The 24,639-nt window shown below is 42.5% G+C and carries 20 protein-coding genes and 2 pseudogenes; 14 read left to right on the top strand and 8 right to left on the bottom strand.

The window, feature by feature from the left end; translation table 11 throughout:
- Positions 1 to 592 precede the first annotated feature (592 nt).
- Positions 593 to 1,531 carry an Rpn family recombination-promoting nuclease/putative transposase gene (locus OO184_RS14560; protein WP_265379808.1) on the top strand — a complete coding sequence of 313 codons (939 nt, stop codon included), beginning with the start codon at positions 593 to 595 and terminating at the stop codon, positions 1,529 to 1,531.
- Between the two features lie 118 nt (positions 1,532 to 1,649).
- Positions 1,650 to 1,841: pseudogene (locus tag OO184_RS14565) on the top strand (hypothetical protein); the annotation flags it as partial.
- Positions 1,842 to 2,005: 164 nt separating this feature from the next.
- Here OO184_RS14565 and pflA read toward each other — a convergent pair.
- From pflA to ycaO, 4 genes are all read right to left on the bottom strand, one after another.
- Positions 2,006 to 2,746, bottom strand: a complete 741-nt coding sequence (gene pflA, locus OO184_RS14570) for a pyruvate formate lyase 1-activating protein (RefSeq protein ID WP_265379809.1) — start codon at positions 2,744 to 2,746, stop codon at positions 2,006 to 2,008.
- 73 nt (positions 2,747 to 2,819) lie between these two features.
- Positions 2,820 to 5,102 carry a formate C-acetyltransferase gene (pflB, locus tag OO184_RS14575; protein ID WP_265379810.1) on the bottom strand — a complete coding sequence of 761 codons (2,283 nt, stop codon included), beginning with the start codon at positions 5,100 to 5,102 and terminating at the stop codon, positions 2,820 to 2,822.
- A 55-nt stretch (positions 5,103 to 5,157) separates the two neighbouring features.
- Entirely contained in the window at positions 5,158 to 6,015 is an 858-nt protein-coding gene (gene focA / locus OO184_RS14580; RefSeq protein WP_265379811.1) for a formate transporter FocA, read from the bottom strand.
- Positions 6,016 to 6,335: 320 nt separating this feature from the next.
- Positions 6,336 to 8,099, bottom strand: a complete 1,764-nt coding sequence (gene ycaO / locus OO184_RS14585) for a 30S ribosomal protein S12 methylthiotransferase accessory factor YcaO (RefSeq protein ID WP_265379812.1) — start codon at positions 8,097 to 8,099, stop codon at positions 6,336 to 6,338.
- Between the two features lie 138 nt (positions 8,100 to 8,237).
- Between ycaO and ansB the strand changes: the two genes are divergently transcribed.
- The 7 genes from ansB to ihfB all read left to right on the top strand — a co-directional run bounded on the left by ansB (position 8,238) and on the right by ihfB (position 16,051).
- The gene (ansB, locus tag OO184_RS14590; protein WP_265379813.1) at positions 8,238 to 9,281 is read left to right on the top strand and encodes an L-asparaginase 2; all 1,044 of its coding nucleotides are present in this window, start codon (positions 8,238 to 8,240) and stop codon (positions 9,279 to 9,281) included.
- Positions 9,282 to 9,902: 621 nt separating this feature from the next.
- The gene (locus tag OO184_RS14595; RefSeq protein WP_265379814.1) at positions 9,903 to 10,178 is read left to right on the top strand and encodes a type II toxin-antitoxin system TacA family antitoxin; all 276 of its coding nucleotides are present in this window, start codon (positions 9,903 to 9,905) and stop codon (positions 10,176 to 10,178) included.
- Between the two features lie 305 nt (positions 10,179 to 10,483).
- A complete protein-coding gene (gene serC, locus OO184_RS14600) occupies positions 10,484 to 11,572 on the top strand; it encodes a 3-phosphoserine/phosphohydroxythreonine transaminase (protein WP_265379815.1) in 1,089 nt (362 codons plus the stop codon).
- Positions 11,573 to 11,698: 126 nt separating this feature from the next.
- On the top strand, positions 11,699 to 12,985 hold the full coding sequence (gene aroA, locus OO184_RS14605) for a 3-phosphoshikimate 1-carboxyvinyltransferase (protein WP_265379816.1): 1,287 nt from the start codon (positions 11,699 to 11,701) through the stop codon (positions 12,983 to 12,985).
- A gap of 179 nt (positions 12,986 to 13,164) precedes the next feature.
- Positions 13,165 to 13,848 carry a (d)CMP kinase gene (cmk, locus tag OO184_RS14610; protein ID WP_265379817.1) on the top strand — a complete coding sequence of 228 codons (684 nt, stop codon included), beginning with the start codon at positions 13,165 to 13,167 and terminating at the stop codon, positions 13,846 to 13,848.
- Between the two features lie 179 nt (positions 13,849 to 14,027).
- A complete protein-coding gene (gene rpsA, locus OO184_RS14615; protein WP_139656636.1) occupies positions 14,028 to 15,701 on the top strand; it encodes a 30S ribosomal protein S1 in 1,674 nt (557 codons plus the stop codon).
- 65 nt (positions 15,702 to 15,766) lie between these two features.
- Complete coding sequence (ihfB, locus tag OO184_RS14620) at positions 15,767 to 16,051, top strand: integration host factor subunit beta (RefSeq protein WP_011145915.1); 285 nt, start codon at positions 15,767 to 15,769, stop codon at positions 16,049 to 16,051.
- A gap of 98 nt (positions 16,052 to 16,149) precedes the next feature.
- Here ihfB and OO184_RS14625 read toward each other — a convergent pair.
- Both OO184_RS14625 and OO184_RS14630 read right to left on the bottom strand, forming a co-directional pair.
- Positions 16,150 to 16,350, bottom strand: a pseudogene (locus OO184_RS14625) (hypothetical protein); the annotation flags it as partial.
- 22 nt (positions 16,351 to 16,372) lie between these two features.
- Positions 16,373 to 16,513, bottom strand: a complete 141-nt coding sequence (locus OO184_RS14630) for a hypothetical protein (RefSeq protein WP_265379818.1) — start codon at positions 16,511 to 16,513, stop codon at positions 16,373 to 16,375.
- Here OO184_RS14630 and OO184_RS14635 point away from each other — a divergent pair.
- Positions 16,504 to 16,839 carry a nucleotidyltransferase family protein gene (locus OO184_RS14635; protein ID WP_265379819.1) on the top strand — a complete coding sequence of 112 codons (336 nt, stop codon included), beginning with the start codon at positions 16,504 to 16,506 and terminating at the stop codon, positions 16,837 to 16,839. The two genes, OO184_RS14630 and OO184_RS14635, sit on opposite strands and share 10 nt — an antisense overlap.
- Positions 16,836 to 17,213, top strand: coding sequence for a HepT-like ribonuclease domain-containing protein (locus OO184_RS14640; RefSeq protein WP_265379820.1), 378 nt, complete (start codon positions 16,836 to 16,838; stop codon positions 17,211 to 17,213). The genes OO184_RS14635 and OO184_RS14640 overlap by 4 nt, the downstream gene beginning before the upstream one ends.
- A 37-nt stretch (positions 17,214 to 17,250) precedes the next feature.
- Here OO184_RS14640 and OO184_RS14645 read toward each other — a convergent pair whose 3' ends face one another.
- Both OO184_RS14645 and OO184_RS14650 read right to left on the bottom strand, forming a co-directional pair.
- Positions 17,251 to 17,886, bottom strand: coding sequence for a LysE family translocator (locus OO184_RS14645; RefSeq protein ID WP_265379821.1), 636 nt, complete (start codon positions 17,884 to 17,886; stop codon positions 17,251 to 17,253).
- Positions 17,887 to 17,890: 4 nt separating this feature from the next.
- The gene (locus OO184_RS14650; RefSeq protein ID WP_265379822.1) at positions 17,891 to 18,703 is read right to left on the bottom strand and encodes a 2OG-Fe(II) oxygenase; all 813 of its coding nucleotides are present in this window, start codon (positions 18,701 to 18,703) and stop codon (positions 17,891 to 17,893) included.
- A gap of 611 nt (positions 18,704 to 19,314) precedes the next feature.
- Here OO184_RS14650 and OO184_RS14655 point away from each other — a divergent pair.
- From OO184_RS14655 to lpxK, 3 genes are read left to right on the top strand one after another with little or no spacing between them, the layout of a single operon-like run.
- Positions 19,315 to 21,642 carry a ComEC family protein gene (locus OO184_RS14655; protein ID WP_265379823.1) on the top strand — a complete coding sequence of 776 codons (2,328 nt, stop codon included), beginning with the start codon at positions 19,315 to 19,317 and terminating at the stop codon, positions 21,640 to 21,642.
- Positions 21,643 to 21,676: 34 nt separating this feature from the next.
- Positions 21,677 to 23,425 (top strand): lipid A ABC transporter ATP-binding protein/permease MsbA, encoded by a 1,749-nt coding sequence (gene msbA, locus OO184_RS14660; RefSeq protein ID WP_265379849.1) that lies wholly within the window; start codon positions 21,677 to 21,679, stop codon positions 23,423 to 23,425.
- Positions 23,422 to 24,417, top strand: coding sequence for a tetraacyldisaccharide 4'-kinase (gene lpxK, locus OO184_RS14665; protein WP_265379824.1), 996 nt, complete (start codon positions 23,422 to 23,424; stop codon positions 24,415 to 24,417). Before msbA ends, lpxK begins: the two co-directional genes overlap by 4 nt.
- Positions 24,418 to 24,639: the final 222 nt, after the last annotated feature.

The raw sequence follows: 24,639 nt of genomic DNA on the forward strand, positions 1-24,639 counted from the left end.
TTCATCTAAAGCATCCATAATGAGTAACTTGTTCTTTGAAATTTGGCTTAATATAGTGTTATGTACTAAAAATATACAATTGAAATTATAAGTCAAGGTTTATTTTTACTTGTAAGGGGATTTTTTTAGTGTGTGTTAAAACGTAGATTATTGGCAAAATCCGTTATAAATCTTCTTCAATGCAAATACTAATTGTCCGTTTATTTTCTGGATGTGTTTTTGTCTTTCGGAAAAATAAGGTGTAATTATTTATCTATAAATTAATACTTTAATTTTCTGGTGAATTGAATGTTATTAACATAAATATAATTAATTGATGCTTTGATAAGGTTTTTATTATTATGTGAATGCAAATTAAAAACTCATCTAAATAAATAGCTTTTATTGAGTGGTTGTTGTAAATATAATATTTCCTCGTTTCTTCTTTTCTGGTATTTGATTCTTTAGGCGCATTATATTAATGCATTCGGTAAAGATTTTCCTGAGAAAATCTGGGAAGATGTTTTTTGTAACTGGGTTGCGGGTTTTCTAGAGATATTATAGCGTTGACAATGAGTGGCGATGACTAACTGATAAGACAGAGAAACAGATTGTGGCAAAGAAAGAAAAACGGCCTCATCATGATGCCTTATTCAAACATTTTTTAACCCAGCCTGAAACGGCCAGGGAATTTTTATCCCTTTATCTGCCCGAAGAGGTCCAGTCGTTGTGTGATTTGGCCACATTAAAACTGGAGCCTGGCAGTTTTGTGGACCGGCATTTACGCCAACTGCACAGTGATGTGCTGTACTCGGTTGAAACGGTTCAGGGACAGGGTTATATCTATTGCCTGATTGAACATCAGTCCACCCCTGACCCGTTGATGGCCTGGCGGTTGATGTATTACGCCATGTCAGCGATGGCGGCTCACCTGAAAAAAGGCCATACTGAACTCCCTTTGGTGGCGCCTTTGTTGTTTTATCATGGTGAGGTTCGTCCTTATCCTTACTCAAACCGGTGGCTGGATTGCTTTACGCTCCCTGAACAGGCTGCTCGCTTATACCGTCAGGCGTTTCCGTTGGTGGACGTCAGTGTACTCAGCGATGAAGAAATCCTGACACATAAAGGGGTTGCGCTGATGGAGTTGGTGCAAAAACATATCCGCTGCCGGGATATGCTGGAATGGGTCCCCCAATTGGTGGAACTCTTGAATGCGGGGTATAATACAACCGAGCAGCGCAATGTGGTGTTAAGCTATATTTTACTGAATGGACATACGCTGGATCTCTCCCAATTTGTCCATCAACTGATTGAACAATCTCCGGAGCATGAAACAATGTTGATGACTATTGCAGAACAGCTTGAACAAAAAGGGCTTGAGCGAGGTATTGAGCAAGGTATTGAGCAAGGTATTGAGCAAGGTATTGAACTAGGCCGAGAGAAAGGTAAGCTGGAAACGGCTCAAGCCTTATTACGGCATGGCGTCAGCCTGGATATTATTGTCACCAGTACCGGACTGAGCCGGGATAAAATTGAAGCGTTAAAGCATTAAATTAATCTTCTCTTTATACAGCAAAATGCCGATATTCAAGATCGGCATTTTTGTTCTTATTCAAAGTGATGGCTACACAGGGGATTTTTACGTTTACCGGGCGAAGTTGAAACCGGTCAGACTGAAGCAACAATCTCCGGAGCATGAAACGATGTTGATGACTATTGCAGAACAGCTTGAACAAAAAGGGCTTGAGCGAGGTATTGAGCAAGGCCAAACAGAAGACCGAGAGGAAGGTAAGCTGGAAACGGCTCGCGCCTTATTACGACATGGCGTCAGTCTGGCCTATTTGGCAAAGATTTTCTATTGATTCTGTCAATGAGCATCCGTCAGATATTAGACCTTGCTTCTTTCCTTTTAGTATTAATTATATGATATTAGACATCTTTATATCCGTAGGAAATTAATAATTATCCACTAACTATGACTTTTCTTAATATCAAATTCATTAAATTATTTAATTTAATTTGGATTTCAATATACAGCCTTATGACCATAACTTTCCAAAATGTTTTTCACTCTCTCCATTGCCTCTTTTGCCGGCGGTTTCACACCTTCCAACTGGTATTCCTCCCCCATAGTCGTCCATTTATGTTTACCGAGTTCGTGATAAGGCAGAAGTTCGATTTTTTCAATATTTTGCATATCTTTGGTAAATTCACCTAGCTTATGAGCGGATTCATCGTCATCGGACCAGCCTGGAACCACAACGTAACGAATCCAGGTTTTCTGGTTACGTTTAGCCAGATAGCGGGCAAATTCCAAAGTGCGATGATTGGAAACACCGACTAATTTTTGATGGATTTCATCGTTAAGTTGCTTCAAATCGAGCATAACGAGATCTGTTGCATCCATTAATTCATCAATAACCGGACCATAGCGGCGGACAAATCCATTAGTATCAAGACAAGTATGAATCCCTTCGGCGCGACAGGCTCTGAACCAGTCACGTACAAATTCAGCTTGCAGAACGGCTTCGCCACCCGATGCAGTAACCCCTCCACCAGAAGCGTTCATAAAATGACGATAGGTTGTCGCTTCTTTTATCAATTCTTCAACAGTTACGTCTTTGCCGCCGTGGGTATCCCATGTATCGCGGTTATGGCAATAGAGACAGCGCATCAGGCAACCTTGAAAGAAAACAATAAACCGGATACCGGGGCCATCAACGGTGCCACAGGATTCGAAAGAGTGGATACGACCAAGTACGGACATAACAGGTTTGCTCCAAAACTGGCAGGATAAACGAATATAGGCCCCAGAATTCAGGGCCTTTGCTAACAAATTATTACATAGATTGGGTGAAGGTACGGGTGATCACATCCTGTTGTTGCTCTTTAGTCAATGAGTTGAAACGCACGGCATAACCCGATACCCGGATGGTTAGCTGAGGGTATTTCTCCGGGTTTTCCATGGCATCAAGTAGCATGTCACGGTTCATCACGTTGACGTTCAGATGCTGACCCCCTTCAGTTTCTGCTTCATGGTGGAAATAACCATCCAGCAAACCAGTCAGGTTAGTTTTGCGTGTTTCATCATCTTTGCCTAACGCGTTTGGTACGATAGAGAAGGTATAAGAGATACCATCTTTTGCATAGGCGAAGGGCAGTTTAGCTACAGAAGTTAAAGAAGCGACAGCGCCTTTTTGATCGCGGCCATGCATTGGATTGGCTCCGGGTCCAAATGGCGCGCCAGCGCGACGCCCGTCGGGGGTGTTGCCGGTTTTTTTACCATATACCACGTTAGAGGTGATGGTCAGAACGGATTGTGTCGGTACCGCGTTACGATAAGTATTTAGTTTCTGGATTTTTTTCATGAAACGTTCAACCAGATCACAGGCGATATCATCGACGCGTGAGTCGTTGTTACCAAATTGTGGGTATTCACCTTCAATCTTGAAGTCAATCGCTAAACCATCTTCATCACGAATTGGTGTCACTTTGGCATATTTGATGGCAGACAACGAGTCAGCGGCGACAGACAAACCAGCAATGCCACAGGCCATAGTACGGTAAACATCACGGTCGTGCAGCGCCATCAGTGCAGCTTCATAGCTATATTTATCATGCATATAGTGAATGATGTTTAGTGCGGTAACATACTGTTTTGCCAGCCAATCCATAAAGTGGTCCATGCGGGCCAGCACCTTGTCGTAATCCAGCACTGCATCTTTCATGGGCTCTTCTTTCGGGCCAACCTGCATTTTCAGCTTTTCATCCACGCCACCGTTAATGGCGTACAGCATAGTTTTAGCCAGATTCGCGCGGGCGCCGAAGAATTGCATCTGTTTACCCACAATCATCGGGCTGACACAACAAGCAATAGCGTAGTCATCGTTGTTGAAGTCAGGGCGCATCAGATCATCGTTTTCATACTGTAAAGATGAGGTGTCGATGGAAACTTTCGCCGCGAATTTTTTGAAATTTATCGGCAGTTTTTCGGACCACAGGATGGTCATATTGGGTTCTGGTGATGGACCCATCGTGTATAGGGTATTCAGGAAACGGAAGCTGTTTTTAGTCACCAGTGTGCGGTTATCCAATCCCATACCCGCCAGAGACTCTGTTGCCCAGATTGGGTCACCGGAGAACAGTTCGTCATATTCAGGGGTACGCAGGAAACGAACCATGCGTAGTTTCATCACCAGATGGTCAATCAATTCTTGTGCTTCAACTTCTGTCAGCTTACTTGCTTTCAGATCACGTTCGATGTAGATATCCAGGAAACTGGATACGCGGCCGAAAGACATCGCGGCGCCATTTTGAGACTTAACCGCCGCCAGATAAGCGAAATAAGTCCACTGTATTGCTTCCTTAGCGTCAGTGGCGGGGCCAGAAATATCATAGCCGTATTTAGCCGCCATCTCTTTAATCTGGCCCAGAGCGCGGTGCTGTTCAGCGATCTCTTCACGCAATTGAATCGTCATTGCCAGATCTTCACCGTTTTCCAGTTTTTCTTGCAATGAATTGAACTGAGCTAATTTATCCTCACGCAAGAAATCGATGCCATATACCGCAACACGACGGTAATCACCAATAATGCGACCACGACCATAGGCATCAGGCAGACCTGTCAGAACACCGGATTTTCGACATTTCAGAATATCTGACGTGTAAACATCGAAAACTCCCTGATTATGCGTTTTGCGGTATTCGGTGAAAATCTGTTTCAATTTAGGATCGAGTTCACGGCCATAAACTTTACATGAACCTTCCACCATTTTGATACCGCCAAATGGGATCAGCGCGCGTTTCAGTGGAGCTTCCGTTTGCAGGCCAACAATAGTTTCCAGATCTTTTTCGATGTAACCTGCATCGTGAGAGGTGATAGTAGCAGCAACATCAGTATCAAAATCGACCGGTGCATGAGTGCGGTTTTCGATTTTGATACCTTCCATGACTTTTTCCCATAATATATTGGTTGCTTTTGTCGAACCTGACAGGAAAGATTCATCACCCTCATATGGCGTATAGTTTTTTTGGATGAAGTCACGAATATTGACTTCATTCTGCCAATCCCCCGGATTAAAATTTTGCCATGCTATAGAGAATTTTTTATTTAATTCAGCCATGATACTTCTACCTTTATAATAATCGAACTTTTAAGAAACTAAATAAGGGAGCGAATTAATATTTTTGCTCACTACGCAGATAAATTGACCAGTAAGTTAAACCCACCAAAACAGCGCCGCCGATAATGTTACCAATAGTGACTGGAATTAAATTGCCAGTAATAAAGTGTGAAATGGTGAGTTGAGAAAATTGCTCAGGCGTCGCACCCACGTTAATCCAGAATTCAGTTGGTGCGAAGTGCTTAATAATAATGCCAAGCGGGATTAAAAACATATTCGCAATACTGTGCTCAAAGCCGCTAGCAACAAACATACTTACTGGCAAAATCATGGCAAATACTTTATCCATTAAACTACGTCCGGCATAACTCATCCAAACAGCGAGACAAACCATTAAATTGGCGAGAATGCCTAAAAATAGCGCTTCAATAAAAGAGTGGTGCATTTTATGGTTTGCTGTTTGCAGAACATTCAAGCCCCATAGCCCATCGGCAACACGGTATTGACCGGCAAACCAGATAATGGCGACGAAAAATAGCGCGCCGATTAAATTACCGAAATAAACGTTAATCCAGTTTTTAATCATCTGATACCAAGTTATACGTCCGGTGGCTTTGGAAATAATCGTTAGCACAGTGGAAGTAAATAAATCTGCGCCACACACGACAACTAACATTAATCCAAGAGAGAAACAGATTCCGCCAACTAATTTAGCCAACCCATAAGAAATAGATGCGGTTCCTGTCGTCGCGGTAATATAAAAGACAAATGCAATGGAAATAAAAACCCCGGCAGTTATTGCTGACAGATAGGTAATGGCAACAGGTTTAGTGGTCTTATAAACGCCGATATCATCGGCGACTTGTGTCATTACCGCAGGTGGTAATAGGTTAAAGGGGGTGTCAGCTTTCATACCAACATTCTCTTTATCATTAATAAGTTACGGTGCGTAACGATAGTAACAAAGGCTTAAAGAGGAGAATTTGATATAGATCATAATCCTCTGAAAATAGACGCTGTTTTAGCGAATGAAAATGGTGGAAATTACAATTAATTTATTGATTTTAATGAAATAAAAATTTTTTAAAAATTATAATATTTTTTTATTTAATCCATTGGTAGGAAGTTTGATAAGTAAAATTACAGGCTAAATTGTTGTTTATTTGTTGTCGAAAATAAATTTAATTTAACCTGAATTTTACTTTTAATTATTGCATCGTCTTTTCTAAAATTTTATTTTGCGTTCCAGAAATCGCATTTTGCTTTTTGCAGCTTTTCATAAGCGGCTAATAAAGCCTGATGAGCGGGCAGTGATTTTAAATCTGCATCGACTGACCACAGGCCATAAAAACAGTGTTCACCAGAAATAGCGGCTGATGCTGCTTCAACAGCATTTTGCCCATACATTTTTACGAATGCTTGATAATATTGTGCAGGCTCTTTATCCTCTTCCAGAGCAAGTAAAAGCAGTGTTTGCAAACAGCGATAATAATTAGCGCGTTCGGTAGTAAAGACTGACGCATTAAAATCTTGGGTCCATTCTACCCAAATTAAAGCTTGCTCCAAATCACCGCCAGCCAATGCCAACATGGATTTCAATTCACCAATCCGTAAATTGCTCCAACCATTGTCTTTACCTACAGCGATGCCAAGCAATTCACGGACACGGGTAAAATCATCTAAACCTTCTTCATCTAATTGCTCAATCAGTGCCAGATATTCTTCGGCTTGCCATTGGCTATCCGGTAACGCTAATAAAGTTTCCCGCAGATGGGTTCCCATCGTGTTATTAGCAAGATGTAAATCTTCCACAGGATAAATATCAGACATCCCCGGAACCAGAATACGGCAGGCATAAACACCGAGGTGTTCATAGTCAGCAATATAAACTTCGGCATCCAATTGTTTGAAAATAGCCATCAAAGTGCTGAATTCTTCTTCGGTCGTACCGCTGAAATTCCAGTCAGCGAACGCATAATCAGCATCTTGTTTAAACAAATCCCAACTGATTAAACCGCTTGAATCAATAAAGTGAGTTTCCAGATTGGTATGTTCTGCTACTTCTTCATTATCGAAAGTCGGTGCATTAAACACATCCAGATCTTTCAAACTGCGGCCCTGTAATAACTCGGTCACAGTTCGTTCCAACGCTACGCCAAATTCAGGATGCGCACCAAAAGAGGCGAAACAAGTCCCATTATTAGGATTAAACAGCACCACGCAAATAACCGGGAACTGCCCACCGAGGGAGGCGTCATAACAATAGAGTGGGAAACCTTCATCCTGTAATTTGCTGACTGCGGCAACAACATCAGGATAACGATTCATCACTTCTTGGGGAATTTCTGGCAGGCTGATACCTTCGGCGATAATACGATTCTTCACATAACGTTCAAAAACTTCGGATAGTCCCTGAACTCTGGCTTCATTCATCGTGTTGCCGGCTGACATACCATTGGAGACATAAAGATTGCCAATAATATTCATAGGAATATAGACGGTATGATGATCAGATTGGCGGGTGAATGGCAGTGAGCAGATACCACGCTCTTCATTACCTGATTGCAAATCGACTAACTGACTGGCGCATAACTCATTTTCAGGATTATAAAATTGGTGTAACCGGTCATCCAGAATGCCTTCTGGTAGAGAATCATCGTCCGGTAAAGCAAACCATTTTTCATTGGGATAATGGACAAAATCACCGTTCGCGATAGCTTCTCCTAAATAGAAGTCAGCAAAAAAATAGTTAGTTGACAGGCGTTCAAAATACTCCCCTAAAGCAGAAGCTAAAGCGGCTTTTTTACTTGCGCCTTTGCCATTGGTAAAACAGAGAGGACAATCGCGGTCGCGAATATGAACTGACCAGACATGAGGAACCGGATTCAGCCATGAAGCTTCTTCGATATTAAAACCAAGGTGTTGCAGTTTTTGCTGAAAACGGTTGATCGAGTCTTCCAGTGCGGCGTCTTTGCCGGGAATAAAGGTTTGCGTCATGGTATTCACTTATGAGTGCTGGTTATGGGGCGCTCATCATACGAGTTTTTTTTCAGTAGCTAAAGTCTGGTATGTATCACAGATTTATTGTTATCATCATCCATAATCTAGTAGGATATTTTTTATTAAGGAAGAAGCATGAAAAAGATGAAACACACAGCTTTAGCCAGTTTATTGGCATTAATTAGTGGTTCTGCTTTTGCTTTACCAAATATTACGCTTTTAGCGACGGGAGGCACGATTGCTGGCGGCGGTAAATCTGCAACCCAGTCCAGCTATGTTGCTGGAAGAGTTGCCATTGATGAATTAGTCAATGCTGTTCCTGAGATCAAAAATATCGCTAACCTAAAAGGTGAGCAGGTGGTGAGTATTGGCTCGCAAGATATGAATGATCAGGTGTGGTTAACGTTAGCGAAAAGAATCAACGCTGGTTGTGATAAGACCGATGGTTTTGTTATCACCCACGGTACTGACACGATGGAAGAAACTGCTTATTTCCTCGATCTGACTACCCACTGCCAGAAACCGATTGTCATGGTTGGAGCGATGCGCCCATCTACGGCGCTTGGCGCCGATGGCCCGTTAAATCTGTATAACGCTGTGGTTGTTGCCGGTGATACAGCATCAGCCAAACGTGGTGTGTTGATGGCAATGAATGATTCGGTTATCAGTGGGCGCACTGTGGTGAAAATGAGCACCACCGAAGTTCAGGCATTCCAGCCAATTAATGCTGGTGCTGAGGGCTTTGTTCATAATGGCAAAGTCAATTATTACGCTGATGCGAAACCGAGAGCTAATAAAGCTATTTTTGATGTCAGTAAACTCGATAAACTGCCGAAAGTAGGTATTGTTTATAACTATGCCAATGCGTCCGATCTGCCGGCGAAAGCGTTTCTGAGCGCGGGTTACCAAGGTATTGTCAGCGCCGGTGTGGGCAACGGTAATATGTACAAGGCGATTTTCGACACTTTGTCCCTGGCGGCTAAAGATGGAGTTGTGGTCGTAAGAGCAAGCCGTGTACCGGTAGGTTATGTTACTCAGGATGCGGAAGTGGATGATAGCAAGCATGGCTTTGTCGCTTCTGAACGCTTGAATCCGCAAAAGGCCAGAGTACTTTTACAGTTAGCACTGACTGAAACACGTGATCCGATGAAAATTCACGAAATGTTTGTGAAATATTAATTCGTGATTCAGAGATAACAATTAGGGTGCAAAATGCGCCCTAATATTTCCTCCTCTTTTTCCGAAAATACCTTTCGTATAATATGAGAAAAGTTTTCTTATCTGCTTATATTTAAATCCTTTTTAGCCAGGATATATACTTTACTTTACAAAATTTATTTAGAATCATTGTTGCTCATAGTGAATCCACTATCCAAAGTGCTGATAGAGTTATTTATTTAAATTCTGAACCTAAATGATAAGTGGAGAACTAAAGGCTGCATAATATTAACCCAGTGGCGATTTTGATCTGGTATACCCGTTATCTTTCAAGTTGCCTCTTTGTTGGCTGCACTCGGTCACATAGTTCTCTGTGCTCCCGGGGATTCACTCCCTTGCCGTTGTGATGCATCTTGAAATCCATAAGGTATATAAGTTCAGTAATCATATGCTCTTAGTCGCCAATGTAGTTAAGGCCCTTTAATATTTGGAGTGTGGGAGGGGGCAAATGCAGTCCGGTTTGCACCAAACGAGGGAACGCGCTGATTAAAACTAGCAATTGAAGGTAGCATTCTGCTCAAAGAAGTAGCTAATATATTATTTGTACTGAAATTTGTCGGATAATTTTAATTGAGGTCTATTATGGCTACTTCCACCGCGCGTTTTGAGGCGCGTATGAGTCCTGATCTACATGCCCTGATTAAACGGGCCGCTGAAATTCAAGGACGTACTATGACTGATTTTGTTGTATCTGCTGCACAGGATGCTGCGCAGCGCGCAATTGAGCAGTCAGAAGTACTCTGTTTGTCTCTGCTCGATCAGCAATGTTTTGCGCAGGCATTGCTGAATCCACTGGAACCTACTCAGGCACTTGAACATGCATTCGCACGGCGCCGCTCTTTGCTACGATCAGAATGAGTTCCACGATGTTTGATGTTATGCAACTCAACGAAGAACACGATCGTAGTTTGTTCTACAGTGGTTCAGCATCTCTTTCACCACTCACATTATTCCTTCCTCTCATAGCTGTAGATAAAAAAGGGAAAAAATAAGCAGTTCACCTGTAATAGCGCAGAATGAACAAGTTTATTGGTTATTTTTGCTATAGTTTTGTTCAACGTTTGAATAACCATTGCAGCAATGAAATGGGAATGGTACAACCGATATATCAGATTATTTATTGTTATCAATCATTGTTATTTCGTCAGAATAAGGTGAGGTAAATGAATCAGGTATATAATTTTAGTTCAGGTCCCGCTATGTTACCGGTTGAAGTATTGCGCAGAGCTGAACAGGAGCTTTGCAACTGGAATGGTATTGGGACTTCAATTATGGAGATCAGTCACCGTGGTAAGGAATTTATCGCGGTAGCAAAGGAAGCTGAAAATGATCTGCGAGATCTCTTGTCAGTGCCTGAAAACTATAAGGTGTTGTTCTGTCATGGCGGCGCCCGCGGTCAATTTGCCGCTATCCCGATGAACCTGTTGGGTGACAATGTTAAAGCCGATTATATTGATGGCGGCTATTGGGCCGCATGTGCAGTTAAAGAAGCAAAAAAATACTGCACGCCGAATGTGATTAATATCAGAACTGAAATTAATGGTTTGAAAAGCGTTAAGCCAATGCATGAATGGTCATTGAGCGATGATGCGGCTTATGTTCATTATTGCCCGAATGAAACTATTGATGGTATCGCCATTTATGAACAGCCGGATTTTGATGATAATAAAGTTATTATTGCCGACTATTCTTCTTCTATTCTTTCCGGGCCATTGGATGTGAGCCGCTACGGTGTGATTTATGCGGGAGCGCAGAAGAATATTGGTCCGGCTGGTATCACATTGGTTATTGTGCGTGAAGATTTATTAGGCAAAACTCGCAAAGAAACCCCGTCTATTTTGGACTATGCTGTTCTGGCAGAGAATGACTCCATGTTCAACACTCCGCCAACGTTTGCCTGGTATCTCTCTGGTTTGGTCTTCAAATGGCTGAAAGAGCAAGGCGGGGTACAAGAGATGGCAAAACGTAATCAGGCTAAGGCTGAATTGCTTTATCGTGCCATTGATAACAGTGATTTTTATCGCAACCAGATTACCCCTGAAAATCGTTCCTTGATGAATGTACCGTTCCAGACGGCAGATGCCTCACTGGACAGTAAATTTCTGGCAGAGGCTGATGCACAAGGGTTGCAGGCACTGAAAGGACACCGGATTTCCGGTGGTATGCGTGCTTCCATTTATAATGCGATGCCGATAGAAGGGGTTCAGGCTTTAGTTGATTTTATGGCTGATTTTGAGCGTCGTAACGGCTAATTTACCAACTATTACCGGGAACAACGGTTCCCGGCCTAATTTAAGGTAAAAAATATTTCCTCAAACGTAAAAATGACTCACTTATAATTAAAATAACCTAATTGAGAATTGGAGAGCCTGTTATTTATGCAATCCCTGATGCTACAACCTATTTCCTCCATTAGTGGAACTATTAACCTGCCAGGGTCAAAAAGTGTTTCTAACCGTGCGCTATTACTAGCGGCTTTTGCCAAAGGTACTACCTGCTTAACTAACTTGTTGGACAGCGATGATATTCGCCATATGCTCAATGCCTTGGTTGCGTTGGGTGTCAGTTATCGTTTATCTGATGATCGTACCCGTTGTGAAGTTGACGGTATTGGAGGGGTGATTACCCATAAAGGCCCGATAGAACTGTTTCTGGGTAATGCCGGCACGGCAATGCGCCCCTTAACCGCCGCGTTATGCTTGGGCAAAAGTGACGTCGTTGTTACCGGCGAACCTCGAATGAAAGAGCGTCCGATTGGTCATCTGGTGGATGCTTTGCGTCAAGGGGGCGCAGAAATCGATTATCTGGAGCAAGAAAATTATCCGCCGTTACATATCAAAGGGGGTTTTGTTGGCGGCAGAGTGACGGTAGATGGCCGTGTTTCCAGCCAATTTTTGACTGCATTGCTGATGGCGGCGCCATTGGCGGAACAGGATTCTGAGATTCATATTCAAGGGGAATTGGTTTCCAAACCTTATATTGATATCACTCTGGCATTGATGAAAAGTTTTGGTGTTACCATAGATCACGATCAATATCAGATTTTCCATATTAAAGGCCGACAGCAATATGTTTCTCCGGGTCACTATCTGGTTGAAGGTGATGCTTCTTCTGCCTCCTATTTTCTGGCGGCCGCAGCAATTAAAGGTGGCACTGTGCGGGTGACCGGAATTGGTAAACATAGCCTGCAAGGGGATACCAAATTTGCCAATGTGCTGGAGAAGATGGGGGCGAAAATTCGTTGGGGTGATGATTTTGTTGAATGTGAACGCGGCACCCTCACTGGCATTGATATGGATATGAATGAGATCCCCGATGCTGCTATGACCATTGCCACCACCGCGTTGTTTGCGCAAGGGGAGACTGTCATTCGCAATATATACAATTGGCGGGTAAAAGAGACGGATCGGCTCCATGCGATGGCAACTGAATTGCGTAAAGTCGGCGCAGAGGTGGAAGAGGGGGTTGATTACATTCGCATCACACCACCACCAAGATTATTACCTGCTGAAATTGGTACTTATAATGATCACCGAATGGCGATGTGTTTTTCGTTGGTGGCGCTGTCCGATACACCGGTTACCATTCTCGATCCAGGTTGTACAGCGAAAACCTTTCCTGATTATTTCAATCAATTGGAGAGATTAAGCCAGCGAAAGTCATAATTATCGATTATTATGATCCAATAGAGCGTATTTTTTTGATTAAAATCTATCTACATGGCATGCGCTTATTTCGTTCACTCTGTGAGTGCATATAATAAACGGCAGATATTGATTATTTTATTGAGTAAATATTCAGCATCTGGTGACGTGTTAACTTGCCATGCTAAAGGAGAACAATAATGGTGGCGATAGCCCCAGTAATAACTGTTGATGGGCCAAGCGGTGCAGGTAAAGGAACGTTATGTCAGGTACTGGCAGAGGCTTTAGGCTGGCAATTGCTTGATTCAGGCGCTATTTATCGAGTATTGGCGCTGGCCGCGATTCATCATCAGGTGGATATCCAGTCTGAAGATGCGTTAGTTCCTCTGGCTGCTAATCTTGATGTACGTTTTGTCCCTGGCAAAGGAAAGCTCAGTGTGATGCTTGAAGGCGAGGATGTCAGTAATGAGATCCGTACTGAAACGGTTGGTAATACTGCCTCGCAGGCGGCTGCTTTCCCGCGGGTTCGTGAAGCGTTGTTACGGCGTCAGCGTGCTTTTCGGGTTGCGCCGGGCTTGATTGCCGATGGCCGTGATATGGGAACCGTGGTGTTTTCTGATGCTCCGGTAAAAATATTCCTTGATGCCAGTGCAGAAGAACGCGCGCGCAGACGTATGCTACAGTTGCAGGAAAAAGGCTTTAGTGTTAACTTTGAATGTCTTTTGTCCGAGATACAGGAGCGTGATTATCGCGATCGTAACCGGGCAGTTGCGCCATTAGCGCCGGCTGAAGATGCATTAATATTGGATTCAACCAGTATGTCTATCGAGGAAGTTATCGACAAGGCGCTAAATTATGCGAAAAAAATTCTCTCAATTACCTGAACGATTTTAAGTTTTTAGCTTATAATTGGTGACGATGTACTAAAAATTGAGTACGCGGGTAGAGAATTTTTCCGCGAACTAAACAACCCTGTTACAGGAATCGTAGCGGGGCATGTAAAACAACCCCATTCGGCGGGAAGCTAAATGGACGTTAAATTAAAATCTTGAAGATCATTAACATGACAGAATCTTTTGCTCAACTCTTTGAAGAATCCCTGCAATCTATTGAAACTCGTCCAGGTGCTATTGTTCGCGGCATCGTTGTTGCTATTGATAAAGACGTTGTATTAGTTGATGCAGGTCTGAAATCAGAATCCGCTATTCCTGTAGAACAGTTTAAAAATGTTCAGGGTGAGCTGGAAATCCAGGTTGGTGATGAAATTGATGTTGCGCTAGACGCTGTTGAAGATGGTTTCGGTGAAACTGTTCTGTCTCGTGAGAAAGCGAAACGCCATGAAGCGTGGCTGATGCTGGAAAAAGCTTACGAAGACGCAGAAACTGTTACCGGCATCATCAACGGCAAAGTGAAAGGCGGCTTTACTGTTGAACTGAACGGTATCCGTGCATTCCTGCCTGGTTCTCTGGTTGATGTTCGTCCAGTTCGTGATACAACTCACCTGGAAGGTAAAGAGCTTGAGTTTAAAGTCATCAAACTGGATCAGAAACGCAACAATGTCGTGGTTTCTCGTCGTGCTGTTATCGAATCTGAAAACAGCGCAGAACGTGATCAACTGCTGGAAAACCTGCAAGAAGGTATGGAAGTTAAAGGTATCGTTAAGAACCTGACTGACTACGGCGCATTTGTTGATCTGGGCGGCGTTGATGGCTTGCTGCACATTACTGATATGGCTTGGAAACGTGTTAAACACCCAAGTGAAATCGTCAATGTGGGCGATGAAATCGCAGTTAAAGTACTGAAATTTGACCGCGAGCGTACCCGTGTATCTCTGGGCCTGAAACAACTGGGCGAAGATCCTTGGGTAGCAATCGCTAAGCGTTATCCAGAAGGCACTAAACTGACTGGTCGCGTAACTAACCTGACTGATTACGGCTGCTTCGTAGAAATCGAAGAAGGCGTTGAAGGTCTGGTACACGTTTCAGAAATGGACTGGACTAACAAAAACATCCACCCATCCAAAGTGGTTAACGTTGGTGACGTTGTGGAAGTTATGGTTCTGGATATCGACGAAGAACGTCGTCGTATCTCCCTGGGTCTGAAACAGTGTAAAGCTAACCCTTGGCAGCTATTTGCTGAAACTCACAACAAAAATGACCGTGTTGAAGGTAAGATCAAGTCTATTACTGACTTCGGTATCTTCATTGGTCTGGATGGCGGCATTGATGGCCTGGTTCACCTGTCTGACATCTCCTGGAACGTTGCAGGCGAAGAAGCAGTTCGTGAATACAAAAAAGGCGATGAAATCGCGGCTGTCGTTCTGCAAGTAGATGCAGAGCGTGAGCGTATCTCTCTGGGTATCAAACAACTGGCGGAAGATCCATTCAATAACTACCTGTCTGTGAACAAGAAAGGTGCTATTGTGACTGGTAAAGTGACTGCGGTTGATGCTAAAGGTGCGACAGTAGAACTGGCTGACGGCGTTGAAGGTTACCTGCGTGCATCAGAAGCTTCTCGTGACCGCGTTGAAGATGCAACGCTGGTTCTGAATGTGGGTGATGCAGTTGAAGCTAAATATACTGGTGTTGATCGCAAAAACCGCGTTATCAACCTGTCTGTTCGCGCTAAAGACGAAGCTGACGAAAAAGACGCTATCGCTTCTGTGAACAAACAAGAAGACGCAAACTTTGCAAACAATGCAATGGCTGAAGCTTTCAAAGCAGCGAAAGGCGAATAATTCAAGTGAATAACGGTGGATAACACGTAAGTGTTATCCAGGTGCGGTAGTTTAGGGAGGTACTCATGACCAAGTCTGAATTAATTGAAAGACTTGCTGGCCAGCAATCTCATATTTCGGCCAAAACCGTTGAAGATGCAGTGAAAGAAATACTCGACCATATGGCAATAACATTGGCAGATGGTGAACGTATAGAGGTGCGCGGATTCGGCAGTTTTTCTCTTCACTACCGTGCTCCGCGCGTAGGCCGTAACCCTAAAACTGGTGATAAAGTGGAGCTGGAAGGTAAATACGTTCCCCATTTTAAACCTGGCAAAGAGTTGCGTGATCGCGTGAATATCTACGATTAAGTTTGAAGATAACAAGTTATTGCTTATTCTAAACAGTGTTTCGATGCTGTTTTAGATTCATCACAAAGTGCTGGCCTTTTGGTCAGCACTTTTTTGATCTAATCAAGACTCATATAAAAAGAGCTGATTTTTATACTGAGAAAACCTACCCCATGAATCCTGCTAATTGGTTTTTGCTGTGATGAAAACGATTTCAACAAGGCATCAACATAATTAAGCAACTGCCACATAAATTGACAACTATGATTTTGCGTTACTGTCTCATGGAGCGATTGCCATAACCGTTCTATCTTATTTAGTACTACAGCCGTACTTCTTTTTTCAACAGAAGAAACGCTGATAGGAAAGCTTCAATTCATGCGATTTTCCTGTGTCATGAACGTCAGAAAAAACACGGATTTTGGCACTGACATTGATGATGGAAAGCGGACTTTGGTGTTGCTTTCCTCTTGGTGCCACCATATTATAAAACCACATTTTGTTGTGGAGTTAATGGCATGAAACCATCAGTAGCTTTGGCTGCCAATCGGGAGGCCATCCGTCGTGTAGTGGAGTCTCATCGTGCCCGTAATGCCCGTGTTTTTGGGTCTGTTATACACGGTGATGACACCGAGGACAGTGACTTAGACATCCTGATCGACCCGACGCCGGAAACTACTCTCTTTGACATTGGCGCGATCCGGCATGAGTTGTTGCAACTGCTCGGTGTGCCAGTGGATGTGCTGACTCCGAAGGCGCTACCAGAGAAATTCAGGGCGACCGTTCTTGCCGAGGCTGTGCCTGTATGAGCCGTGATCAGCAGCGTCTTATCGACTATCTGGCGCACATCCTGGAAGCCATCAAGCGTATCGACAGCTACACGGAAGACATGGATGAACTGGCGTTCCTAAACAACCAGTTGGTGCAGGACGCCGTGATCCGCAACTTCGAGATCATCGGCGAGGCCAGTAACAACATTGGGAAGCACTATCACAATTTCGTCGTTGCTAACCCTGAATTGCCATTGTCGTTCGCTTACCATATGCGTAATGCTTTGGCTCATGGCTACTTCAAGGTGGATCTTGAGATTGTTTGGAAAACGATCCACAGCGATCTACCAGGACTTTACCAGCAAGTTCTAGAAGTCATGCCTAAAGATCTCCACGAAATTTCGTTTGATTAAAAACGTTATTCGACCTTCAGGCATAATATTTCCTGACTTAAGGAAATTTCAGATTAAATAATGTTATTGAATATGAAAAGAAATAGACTCCAAGCATAATAAGAACGACACCGCTGGTGTAATTAATAAACGTAATAACACGATGACTGAGCATTTTCCTGGAGAAGAATATAACAGCATTAATAAATGCAACCCAAACAATAACGCCAATAATTGTCCCTGCTGCACCAATAGCTAAACTATATTTACCTGATGTAATATTGTTGAGTTGTGCACTGACAGACAGCCAGAAAATAACATTGTATGGATTTAATAGTGTTAACAATACACCATCAAAAAATTGCCTATGATAAGGTTTGGAGATGATATTGATATTTTCCTCATTTTTCTTATTAATGAAGCTGGTAATACCAAACCAAATGACCATTAATGCCCCTAAAAACCCCAAAATAGGCATGAAAATAGTATTGGAAAACAGTTGTAATATGCCAAAACCTAGAAGTAATAAATAAATTATATCGGCAAAACAAGCGCCTAAACCAAAAACTACCGCGTGAAGACAACTGATATTCAAATGTCTACGCATAATTTCTATATTTATCGGGCCAACGGGAGCCGCAGCTCCCAATCCTAAAAGAAAAAATGTTCCTAATGTACTGATGACATCAACCATATAATTAATTCCATAACATGAGATGTTTATTTAGTGATAATCCAATAAAGCTTTGTAATGATATTCTGCCCCCCTCGGGAAAACTACGAATAGCATGGGGTTTTCTGGTATTTATTATGATCAAATCTCCTTGTTCTGGTTTAATAAGGATAGAAAGCGGAAGCGTGCCTCGCCAATCATTTTCTGGGTTATCTTCGATTAACTCGGTGATAGGGATCTCAGGAACATCCCACAGTTCTAGCTCTCCTCCAATTACAGGCATTTTTATATAGATATTCACTGAGAATTGCCCCAACAAATTGACTGATTGTTGTTGAAGGCCATCAAAGTGGGGTTGCTTTTCGACCATGAAAGAGCGTTCTGGCCTGTTCATCACCCTGGCAATACCAGCATGCATCTTTTTACCTTCAAAGTTGGCGATACTGGCCCCGGCGGACCATATTTCGTCCAGTTCTAAACGAAATTTATCGAAAGGCGCTAACATGGGAGCGCAGAAATTTCTGACATTTCTGATGGCAGGTAACGCATTTTCAAAATATTTTTTATAGCTATCGCTATCTTTGGGTTTGCCAAAAGTTGTATTGTAAGATGGACCAATTCTATCAACACCATAATCAACTAAAACAACTTCATCGCCTTTTTTTAAATCATGAGGGTGACATTCTAGATTTTCGTGGGAGAGGAAAAAATCAGAAAGCTTGTTTGCAAGAGGGATATCAACATATTTCTTTATATGGATTGCTAACACTTCATCATTAAATAATTTAGTAAGATGATGTTCTTGCAGAGAGTCAGATACAATTATTTTGTTTTTCATAAAAACCACCTTATTGTATTTAACATGATTTTTTAATTATTTTCCATATAAAAACAGAATGGAAATATTAATTTAATATTATTTAAATTTAATCAATGCGATCTTAATCACAAAACACAAAGTAGACAATCATTTAAGTCGTTTAACTAATTCAGGTCTCAATAAAGTAGGTAATGTCTTGAAATAATGATTTTTATTGTTTTATACCCGTTGCTATAGGATATATATATGATTAAGTTAATTTTTCATTAATCTATAGGCTTGGTTAATAATTTCAAAAATGAATTTAGTCTTTAATTATAATAATAAGTGGATAATGTAACTTCTAGTGAGTTTTTATATCTGTAATGAGGATGTAGACAAAACCTTACGAAATATTTTATTTGATATCAATATCGCAATGTTGCATTTACGACCAATATAACATTTGGTGGGTAATGAGCAGGTGGCAGTTTCTATCTTTGCGAAGCTGTTCGCATATATTTTTGAAATGATTGTTAGCTTGGAATTAATCTGCGAAGGTGTTTGATAATTTTTCTTGTGCTTCTGGCTGCATTGTAAAAAATAAGGAATACTCTGCTGGAAAGATAAAAGGGTAAGGATGAATAAGGATGTGGTTTTCAGTTTTGATGAACAAGATAACGACAAATTGGAAACAACCTATACCAATCATTAGCGTGAATCAGGCTGCAATAGCTATTATTATCGGTATTGTACCCTTGCTTTTTCTACCTGAATTACCACAGAAATGGCAAATTATTATATTGCTATTACTGGCTCTATTCTGCTTATTCTTGCCATTTTGTCTTTGCCGAATGGTTTCAATTTCGTTACTGGCATTTCTTATTGGGTGCTGGCAGGGAAATCATCTGCTCGAACAGATAATCTATTTTAGTGAGAAAGTGCATTTATCACGGGTTATTATTGAAAGTTTATCATTAGATAATGAAGAGAAAGGCAGGGTTATCTTGCGTATTATTGAGGATGAAAATAAAGTTATTTTTCCGCCACTGTATGTTTCCGCTGCTTGGGATATTTCGCCTGAATCTCTGTGTGCTGGTCAAAAATGGTTGCTGAAAATGAAATTACGGCCAGTTCATAGTCAGCTAAATCAGGGTGGATATGATAGCCAGCGTAGAGCATTAGCTATCCGCCAACCTTTAACAGGGAAAGTCATTCACGCTGAATTAATTGACGGTAAATGTAACTTACGTCAGCGATTGGTCAGTCATATTGCACCGGATATTCGTGAATTGAAACATAGTGGCATTGCGATGGCATTAGCATTCGGGGAGCGTCGGTGGTTAAGTAAGGAGGACAATTTATTATTGCAACAAACAGGTACGGCCCACCTTATGGCTATTTCCGGGTTGCATATTACTGTTGCCAGTATGTTTGGTTGGTGGATGGCAAGATTATTACAGCTCTTCTTTCCCGTGCACTGGATAGGACACAGATTTCCATTGATTATCGGTTGGATAGTGGCAATAAATTATGTTTGGTTATCGGGTTGGGGCATTCCGGCTATTCGTGCATTACTGGGGTTAACGCTCTGGCTATATTTACGTTACAGAAATATTCTCTGTTTCCCTTGGCAGTGGGCATTGTGGACAGCCGCAATGATTCTCTTATTTGATCCCTTAACTGTGCTTTCTGATAGCTTCTGGCTCTCTTTCTTTGCTGTGATGGCGCTAATGTTCTGGTTCTTTTGGGCGCCGTTGATTGAGCCATTTCGTTATGGTTGGAAATGGCTATGGCTGCGTGGGTTATATATGCAAATGGGTATGATGTTGATGCTTATTCCTCTCCAGCTATTATTATTTCATGGCGTCAATTTTGCCGCTTTATTTGCTAACTTTTGGGCCGTGCCAATCATCTCATTTATTACTGTTCCGTTGATTATGCTGGCATTAATCAGCCATTTTTGTTCCTTTATTAGCGCTTTATTATGGCAATTAGTCGATTACTCTGTAACCTTCTCTTTGATTCTTTTGCCAGTATTACAACAGTCATGGAGTGAAACTGGCCGTTTTCCCTTATTAATAACGTTTATTGGTTGGTTTGTTGTCATTATTTGGCGGTTTGCTTGGTGGCAATCATATAAATTACTGATTGGCATTTCTTTAGGGATAATGCTCTGCTATCTAAGGCGTACCGAAGAATATCTGTGGCGATTTTCTATGTTGGATGTAGGGCATGGGCTTGCGGTTATCATTGAAAAAGATGGCAAAGCGCTGATTTTTGATACCGGTAATCGTTGGGAAACCGGCAGTATGGCTGAAAGGGTGATTATCCCTTATTTGCGTTGGCATCGATTAACGCCGGAACAGATTATTATTAGTCATGATCATCTTGACCATACGGGAGGGTTAGAATTCTTACAACAAAAATATCCAGGTATTGCTGTGAGAAGTTCTTTAATCAATCAGCAACATCTTCCATGTATACGCGGTGAGCAGTGGTACTGGCAAGGGTTGAGCTTCCGTGTATTATGGCCGCCGGTAAGATCATTACACGCAGGTAATAACGAATCCTGTGTTATTCGGGTAGAAGATGGCAAACATAGCTTGCTTTTAACTGGAGATCTGGAAAAGCAAGGGGAATATAAGCTATTGGGAATAGAAAAAGAGAATTTAAGATCGACCATATTGCAAGTTCCACATCATGGTAGTAATACGTCATCTACAACCGCTTTTATTCATACCGTTTCACCACAATATGCACTGGCCTCTGTTGCACGTTATAGCCCGTGGCGACTCCCTTCGGTTAAAGTGCAGAGACGTTATCGTAAAAGCGGGGCAGAGTGGCGTAGCACCGCAGTATCCGGGCAGATAACAGCTTATTTTTATGGCGATCATGTTGAAATGATGAGCTATAGGAAACAAATTATGTCACGCTGGTATCATCAGTGGTTTGGTATTCGTGGTGATCATGAGTAGAATAACCCGCTATTTCTTTTGGTGTTGGTACTCAATAATGAATGATAAAGACCTTTCTACCTGGCAGACGTTTCGCCGACTATGGCCAATTATCTCTCCGTTTAGGATTGGGCTGATAGTTGCTGCGGTTGCACTGATCCTTAATGCTGCCGGTGATACGTTAATGCTTTCATTGCTTAAGCCTTTACTTGATGAAGGTTTCGGCAAAGCAAGCAGTGATGTACTGAAATGGATGCCGCTGATTGTGATTGTTTTAATGATTATGCGAGGGCTATCCGGGTTTGTATCAAGTTATTGTATCTCTTGGGTCTCCGGTAAAGTGGTAATGCAGATGCGTCGCCGTCTGTTCAGCCATATGATGGGGATGCCAGTGTCATTTTTTGATCAGCAATCGACAGGAACTCTGCTTTCCCGTATCACTTATGATTCTGAACAGGTGGCCTCTTCGTCTTCCAGCGCACTGATTACTGTTGTCAGGGAAGGGGCATCAATTATCGGCCTGTTTATTTTGATGTTTTACTATAGCTGGCAATTATCTTTGATCCTGATTGTGATTGCGCCGGTTGTGTCATTAGTGATTCGTGTGGTATCGAAGCGATTTCGTGATATCAGTAAAAATATGCAAAACAGCATGGGGCAAGTTACTGCCAGCGCTGAGCAGATGCTGAAAGGTCACAAGGAAGTGCTGATTTTCGGTGGGCAGAAAGTAGAAACTGAGCGCTTTAATAAAGTGAGTAACCATATGCGCCAGCAAGGAATGAAGATGGTTTCTGCTTCCTCAATTTCTGATCCCATCATTCAGTTGATTGCTTCATTTGCTTTAGCTTTTGTTCTGTATGCAGCAAGTTTCCCGGAGATTATGGACACACTGACTGCGGGTAAAATTACCGTGGTATTCTCATCAATGATTGCGCTGATGCGTCCGTTAAAATCTTTGACTAATGTTAACGCGCAATTCCAGCGTGGCATGGCGGCCTGTCAGACTCTGTTTGCTATTCTGGATATGGAACAGGAAAAAGATGATGGCAAATTGGAGCTTAAAAAAGCGGACGGTAATATTGAATTCCGTAATGTAACTTTTTGCTACCCGACCAAGGAATTGCCCGCGCTACAAAACATTTCTATGCGTATCCCGGCGGGGAAAATTGTCGCTTTAGTTGGGCGCTCTGGCTCGGGTAAATCCACAATAGCGAATTTGCTGACCCGTTTTTATGATGTCAATGAAGGCAGTATTCTGCTTGATGACCATGACTTACGGGAATATACGCTCTCTTCTTTGCGTAGACAGGTTGCTCTGGTATCACAGAATGTGCATTTATTTAATGACACGGTAGCGAACAATATTGCTTATGCCAGTGAAAACCAATATAGCCGTGAAGAGATTGAGAGGGCGGCTGAGATGGCTTATGCAATGGACTTTATCAAGAAGCTGGATAACGGTTTGGATACGATGATTGGTGAAAACGGCGTGCTGCTTTCTGGCGGTCAGCGTCAGCGTATTGCTATCGCGCGCGCTTTATTGCGTGATTCTCCGGTTCTGATTCTTGATGAGGCTACTTCGGCGCTAGATACGGAATCTGAACGGGCGATTCAGGCGGCACTGGATGAATTGCAGAAAAACAGAACCTCACTGGTTATTGCACATCGTCTATCAACCATCGAAAACGCGGATGAAATTCTGGTGATTGAAGATGGTCATATTGTTGAACGGGGTAATCATCTCTCGTTGCTAGAGAGAAATGGTGTTTATTCACAACTACATCGGATGCAATTTGGGCAATGATTGAGCGCATATGGTCAGGCCGCTCATGGCTTTATTTACTGTTATTACCTTTTTCAGCCCTTTACGGGCTGATAAGTGGCTTACGATGGTTGAGTTATAAAACAGGGTTGAGTCAATCCTGGAAAGCGCCTGTACCTGTTGTGGTAGTGGGTAATCTAACTGCCGGCGGTAATGGTAAAACGCCGGTAGTTATCTGGCTGGTGGAGCAGTTGCAGAAAAAAGGTTATCGGGTTGGTGTTGTTTCTCGTGGTTATGGGGGTAAAGCAGAAAGTTATCCTCTGTTGGTGACTAAAAATGTCACTACGGCTCAGGCCGGTGATGAACCGGTATTAATTCATCGTCGTACTGGCGCGCCTGTGGCGGTTGCGCCAAAACGGGTTGCAGCAGTGAAAGCATTACTGGCAGATACGCCATTGGATATTATCGTGACTGACGATGGCTTACAGCACTATGCTTTGCAGCGAGATTTTGAAATTGCGGTTATTGATGGCGTGCGTCGTTTTGGTAATGGTTGGTGGCTTCCGGCTGGCCCAATGCGTGAATTATCTGGGCGATTGAATCGGGTTAATGCCATTATTACCAACGGTGGTACTCCTCAGCCAGGCGAATTATCCATGACATTAGCTGGCGAATTAGCTGTGAATATGGTGAGTGGTGAAAAACGCGCAGTGAATCTCATACCTCACGCTGTGGCTATGGCTGGAATCGGGCATCCACCGCGGTTTTTTGCAACTTTGCAACAGTTAGGCGCTGACTTACAAAAAGAGTACCCATTTGCCGACCATCAACGGTACACCGAAGATCAATTGCGTCATCTGGCTGATACAAACCAGAATTTACTGATGACGGAAAAGGATGCAGTTAAGTGTTTTAGTTTTGCTCAGTCGAACTGGTGGTGTTTGCCGGTAGATGCTCAATTACCCCAGGAGAAGGGGCAGGCGATGTTACGTGAAATTTGTTCATTATTAGCAATAAATAACAATGTTAAGTAAATCTTATGATTTGGCCTAAGCAGTTTATACAACCCTCTGGTCAACAGAGGGATTGCCCTTCTACTGTCTGCTAAAGCGGTTCTCGCCTTGCCGATTTGTACAGTTCAATTCGTACAATTCAGTAATTTTTCCAGATTTATTTGATTTTTCGCCATTGTTACATGATATTAAAACTATCCATTTTGGATAAACAACTATTGTGTATTCTTGGTTCAGACATGT

Source organism: Photorhabdus aballayi (assembly GCF_026153155.1).
GTDB lineage: Bacteria > Pseudomonadota > Gammaproteobacteria > Enterobacterales > Enterobacteriaceae > Photorhabdus > Photorhabdus luminescens.